6 protein-coding genes are annotated in these 5860 nt (G+C 58.2%); all 6 read left to right on the top strand.

The window, feature by feature from the left end; translation table 11 throughout:
- The first annotated feature begins 149 nt into the window (after positions 1 to 149).
- Positions 150 to 968, top strand: a complete 819-nt coding sequence (locus NWI01_RS16035) for a TonB-dependent receptor domain-containing protein (RefSeq protein WP_307723468.1) — start codon at positions 150 to 152, stop codon at positions 966 to 968.
- A gap of 930 nt (positions 969 to 1898) precedes the next feature.
- Positions 1899 to 3623, top strand: coding sequence for a ShlB/FhaC/HecB family hemolysin secretion/activation protein (locus tag NWI01_RS16030; RefSeq protein WP_141384974.1), 1725 nt, complete (start codon positions 1899 to 1901; stop codon positions 3621 to 3623).
- Positions 3624 to 3727: 104 nt separating this feature from the next.
- Positions 3728 to 4168 carry a TonB-system energizer ExbB gene (exbB, locus tag NWI01_RS16025; protein WP_141384973.1) on the top strand — a complete coding sequence of 147 codons (441 nt, stop codon included), beginning with the start codon at positions 3728 to 3730 and terminating at the stop codon, positions 4166 to 4168.
- The gene (locus NWI01_RS16020; RefSeq protein WP_141384972.1) at positions 4161 to 4544 is read left to right on the top strand and encodes an ExbD/TolR family protein; all 384 of its coding nucleotides are present in this window, start codon (positions 4161 to 4163) and stop codon (positions 4542 to 4544) included. The genes exbB and NWI01_RS16020 overlap by 8 nt, the downstream gene beginning before the upstream one ends.
- A 54-nt stretch (positions 4545 to 4598) precedes the next feature.
- On the top strand, positions 4599 to 5294 hold the full coding sequence (locus NWI01_RS16015) for an energy transducer TonB (protein WP_141384971.1): 696 nt from the start codon (positions 4599 to 4601) through the stop codon (positions 5292 to 5294).
- Between the two features lie 68 nt (positions 5295 to 5362).
- Complete coding sequence (locus tag NWI01_RS16010; RefSeq protein ID WP_141384970.1) at positions 5363 to 5824, top strand: prepilin peptidase; 462 nt, start codon at positions 5363 to 5365, stop codon at positions 5822 to 5824.
- Positions 5825 to 5860 lie beyond the last annotated feature (36 nt).

Here is a 5860-nt window from a genome sequence, read left to right as displayed (position 1 = left end):
GAGGCGGCGGAGGCGGAGGCGGAGGCGGAGGCGGAGGCGGCGGAGGCGGCGGAGGCGGAGGCGGCGGCGGAGGCGGAGGCGGCGGAGGCGGCGGGGGCGGCGGAGGCGGAGGCGGAGGCAACTGTGGTAACACCTTTGGCTGGCGTACCCTGGATGAATCTCATGCGCTGACCACCACATCGGCCGCGACTGAATATCGTGTCGATCCGCTACCGCGACTGCATTTGACGATGGGCTTTAGCCAGCATTGGTTTCAGCGCTCGGATACAACGAACACAGGCGCGCAATGGATGACGAGCGTTGGTTATGACCTGACGTCAGATCTGCTTGCGTTCGGTACTTATGCTCGCAAGGTTCGTTTTCCGACTATCGACCAGCTCTTCAACCCACAGCAGGGCAACGTTACGCTTCGTCCCGAACAGTCGAACAATTATGAGGCGGGTCTCGCGTGGTCGGTCGCGCCGAAAGCACAGTTGCGTGCAAGCGCGTTCCGCAACGATGTGAGCAACTTTATCCTCAACGACCAGCTTAACCAGGTTTTTGTCAACCGTGACGTCAACATCACCGGGTTTCAGGTTTCAGGTTCCTTTTCGCCGTTGCCGACACTGATGTTCCGGCCTGGTTATACCTATCTCGACATGCGCTATCCGTCCTCGGGTTTTCCTGTGGACTATCGGCCGCGTCAGGTGGTCAATCTTCTGGTTGCCTATGAACCATCTCCCGGCCTTCAAGTGTCGAGCGACCTCTCCTATTTCATGGACCAGTCGGTCGGTTCGAGATCAAACGCCGCCGTGCGGCAAACGCTTCCGGAATATGCAGTGGTCAACGCACGCATCCATCAAAACTTTGGCAACGGCGTCAGCGGTTACGTGCGTGCTACCAATCTGTTCAACAGCGTATACGAATATGCGGTTGGCTTCCCGGCGGCCGGACGAACAGTCTATGCGGGATTGGAGTATCGTTTCTAGAGCGTCTTCAAGCGGAGTGGACACCGGTTCGCGTGAAGAAAACGCGCAGATCAAAATCTGAGAGCCTCGCTTCTGATTCCATCAGAAGTGAAAGGGCTCTAGGTTGGGACGACCGTCTGGAGCATAGCCAGGTTGAACGGCTGATCCTCCGAATGATGAAGTTGGAAGAATCCAAGCGATCGGCTGTAGCGTTATTCGTTGGACCACGATCAACATTGTGCGGAGAAACGCGCACCGGCTCAGGTATCTCACTGAAGTTTGACTAGGCATTGCGTCGATGAAGCTCAACCTCCTTAGTCTCCGGTGTAGCCGCAGACGCCTTGTTTGTGCTGGAGGGAGATGGCAATGGCGGGAACCTTGGCGCCACCATCCGCAGTATCGACGTCAACGGCCAGCGTCTCGATCTGCAGAACGACGCGCCGGCTTAAGCACCTCAATGATATCTGACAAGGCAAATAGCCCGCACGATCACCGCGCTGTGCCGTAAAAGCTAAGGCCTATGTGCCGACGCAAACGCGACAGGCTGAGAATCAAAGTTGTGCGAGACTTGACTCATATTCTGCGGTCCTTTACCGCTATATACGTATAAATATCATGAATATGGGACGGGGAGGGGACGTCGCTGTGCGTCCATCATTGCCGCGCCTGAAGTTGGTTCAGGCAGATTGGCATCGAGTCGTTAAAGCGGGGGCTTGTTATGTTTGTATCACTGGGGATGCGAATTCGCGTGGCTGTGCGGCTGTTGATCTTCACGCGGTGTTTCCGTGCGCTCACACAGCCTTAACTCTCACGCGATCCTTGGCGATGACGACGCTTTTCGTCGTGTTGCCGCATGTGTCTCGCGCACATGCCCGATCGGGTGGCTCGGTTGTTGCGAGCACAACCCGCCGGCTCGAGCACCTCAGTAATATCTGACAAGGCATTGCACCGATGAAGCTCAGTCTCCTCCTTGCCTCCAGCGCGGCCGCGGGCTCGTTGTTCGTGATGACCTTGCCGGCGTTGGGACAGATGCCACCCGTCGTGCCGCGATACAATATCGGTGACGCGGTGCGGCAAGCGGACATTGCGCGCCGCGCCCAGCTGCCGCAAGAAACGGCGACTCCGGTGCTGCCGCGGCTGGTCGAGCCGCCGTTCCTGCTCAAGGACAGCTCAACCCTGCTGGTGCGTCATTTCAAGATTGAGGGCGCCGACCTTGTCAGCCAGGCCGAGATCCGCGAGATGGTCGCGCCTTACGAGAATCGCAAGCTCACCCTGGCGGAAATCTATGAAGCCGCCGACAGGATCACCACGCTGTACCGCGACAAGGGTTATCTGTTGGCCAAGGCCTATGTACCGGCGCAAAACGCGACCGGCGGCACGCTAACGATCAAAGTCCTGCCGGGCAAGTACGGAGCCGTCACACTGAAGAACGATTCGCTTGTGCGTGATGACTTCCTGCACAACGTGATCGATCATGCGTTGGCCGGCTCGTCACTGATCCACAAGGATGAACTCGAGCGCGCGATGCTGTTGATCTCCGATCTGCATGGCGCGGGAATGCCACGGATGACTGTCGCGGCCGGGCGGCAGCCGGAAACCTCCGATATTGCCTTCGATGTACCACCGACACAGCGTGTCGATGGTTTTCTGTTCGCAGACGATTTCGGCTCGCCCTATACCGGCCGAAACAGGCTGAGCGGCGGCCTCAACCTGAATTCTCCGCTCGGCATCGGTGACCGGCTGTCCGTGTTCGGTATGGTTTCGGACAACACCAATCTTGTGAATGGCCGCATCGCCTATTCGCTTCCGATCGGATATTCCGGCGTGCGGGCCGAATTTTCGGCGTTCCGCACCACATACGCGCTTGGCGGTATCTATCAAAGTCTGGGTGCGACCGGCACCGCCAATGGCGAGAGCGCCATACTCAGCTATGGGCTGAAGCGGACGCGCGATGAAAGCCTTCATATTATGGGCGGTTACACCCACAAGGAGCTGAATGACAACGTTCTCGGCGTTTCCATCGCCAACAGATTGATGAACCTCGGAACATTCGGGATTACGCGACAAACGGTCGGCGCGATCTTCGGTCTTCCCATCATGACCAACGCAACGTTCTCCTTCACCGCGGGTAATGTCGATTTTCAGGATCCCATCCAGAATGCGATCAATATCGCGGGCGTCAATACTGCTGGCGACTTTCAGAAGGTCAATCTCGTATTCAATTCGGTTCTGGCATTGGCCGACAGGCTTTCGTTGACCACCGACATCAGGGCACAGAAATCGCTATCGGGAAATCTGGACACCAGCGAGCAACTCGCCTTAACCGGCATCTGGGGTGTTCGATCGTTCGACGAGGGTCTGGCGGGCGACAGCGGTTTCATGTTCACACCTGAGCTGAAATACGCGCTACCGGACATGACCAATTATCATCATTCCATCGGTATATTCACTGACGTGGGCGCGGCATGGATCGAAAATGCTGCCTATACGACCTTGAGGAAGGCGTACACGCAGATCAATGATGTCGGTCTCGGCTATTACGGGACCTATGAATATCTCCCCGGCCGTGCCTTGCTGCTCAAGGCCATGCTCGCCCAAACCTATGGCTCCAACGATGGTGCCCAGACCTATGATCGTGGATTCAGGGGACTGGTGCAAATCGGTGCGACTTTTTGAATCGTCCGGTATGTCGGTTCAGGAGTTTTCGTTCTCGATAGCGGTGTCACCCTCCAAGGCAGAAGTTGATGCCTTGGTGATTCGAAAGACGGAAAGAGATCTGGATGCAGATAGCTTGGCTGTCGGCGGCGATTGATTACGGCGTGATAGGGCTGCTGTTGGTGCTCAGCGTCATGGTGCTCGCCATCGCCTTCGAGCGCATCTTCTTCTACCGCACCGTTGATCTGAGAACGTTCACGAGTATCAAGGCCCTGGAATTGAAATTGACCCAGCGGCTGTTCGTCGTCGCTTCGGTCGCTTCCAACGCGCCCTACATCGGACTGCTCGGCACAGTGCTCGGCATCATGCTGACATTCTACACGTTGGGCCTCGATACCTCGATCGACACCGGCAAGATCATGATCGGTCTGGCGCTGGCGTTGAAGGCCACCGCTGCCGGCCTGATCGTCGCGCTGATCTCGGTGGTGATTTACAACGCGCTGCTGCGGAAGATGAAGGTGTTGATGCTGGAATGGGAGATCGACCGGGAGAACTCTCATGGATGATGAGCCGATCGGAACACTCAACGTCATCCCGTTCGTTGACATCATGCTGGTGTTGCTGACCATCGTGCTGATGACCGCGAGCTTCATCGCCGCCGGACGCATCCCGATTGCGTTGCCGCAGACCGCGCATGCCGAGACTAACAAGCAGAAGGACAAGACGATTGAGCTGACGGTCGGCGGCGCGATCTATTTGGACGGCGAGCAGGTCACGAAGGACTCACTGGCTGAGAAGGCGATAGACCTGCCGCCGGAGACCTCGTTTCTGATCCGGGCCGACCGCGAGATCCGGTTCCAGCAGTTCATTGATGTCACCGACGTACTCAAGCAGCTCAAGTTCACCAGGGTCGCGGTGCAGACCCAGAACGCGGCAAAATGACATGATAGCGGGCGATTGTTGGAGCGTTCATCATCGTGCGCTGCGAGAAAGACCATGCATCGGGCGCTGAAGTTCACGATCTGGCACGGCATGGCGGCTTCGCTGGTGCTGCATTCGGCGGTGGCGCTGCCGTTCGTCGTGAACAATTTTACTCCGCCGCCCGACGACTCCGAGGTGCTCGTCGTGGAGTTGCAGGGCGTGGTGTCCGACACGCAGACCGAGGGAAGGGTGGCGCAAGCGCCGCCTGACCAACCGCAGCAGCAGCCACAACCGACGCCGCAGCAGCAGGAGACGCCATCGCCCGAGCCGCAGGAGGATGATGGTTCCAAGCCGCCGGAGCCACCGCCGCAGCCACAGCAGATCTCTGCGCCGCAACAGCCGGCTCCTCCGCAGGTGCGCCAGACGCAGGACCCTGACGAACAGCAGAAGGCGCAGGTCCTTAAGGCTGAGCAGGATCTCGAGGCAGATCGCCTCCGCAAATACGTCAAGCGCTTGACCAAGAAGGTCCAGGCCAATCTGGTATATCCAAATGAAGGCCGCAAAGCCGGTCTGCATGGCAATGCGAGGGTGTCCTTCACGCTCGCTGCTAGCGGGCAGATCAAGCCCGGCACGTTGGCGGTCGTGGAAAGCAGCGGCCAGCCGAAGCTCGATGCCAGCGCGCTCGCAACCATCCGCGCTAGCGCACCTTTCGAGCCGCCGCCAAGCGAGATGAATGTCGCCTTCGTCGTCGGTTACGGGAAGAAAAAGTAAGACAGCTTGCCGGATTCGTTGGACGAGAAAGGCTGTATAGGGAGAGGCCTCGTTGGCTCCTTATCCATATGATTGTGACAACGTCTCTGATCCTGCTCGGCCTTGCGTGCATCTGGCTCGCATGGATTGATTTGCGCGACGGCATCATCCCCGACTGGCTCAATCTGCTGATCGCCGCGACCGGTGTGGTACGGATTGCAGCGCTCGCGGGCCTGGCGTCTGCGGTCGCTGCGCTTTGCGAGGGCGTCGTCATCGGCGCGATGGTCTGGCTGTTGCGTTGGCTCTATTACAATTGGCGTAAGGTTCAGGGATTGGGATTAGGCGACGTCAAGTTGCTTGCAGCTTCCGCCGTTTGGATCGGCGTTGTCGGCGTACCGATTCAGCTTTTGATCGCTTCGGTCACCGCGCTGGCGGCGGCCGGTCTCATGCAACTTTCGAAGCAGCCGGTGACGTGGCTAACGGCGCTGCCGTTTGGTCCGTTCCTTGCGGTCGGACTGCTTGCGGTGATTGTTCTGCAGCAACAAGGCTGAACGTTCCCGGAATCGGTTTATCGTTCGATTTAGAGC

Source organism: Nitrobacter winogradskyi (assembly GCF_006539545.1).
GTDB classification, from domain to species: Bacteria; Pseudomonadota; Alphaproteobacteria; order Rhizobiales; family Xanthobacteraceae; genus Nitrobacter; species Nitrobacter winogradskyi_A.
Note: the sequence above shows the minus strand (reverse complement) of the source record. Positions and strands in the feature narration are given on the sequence as shown.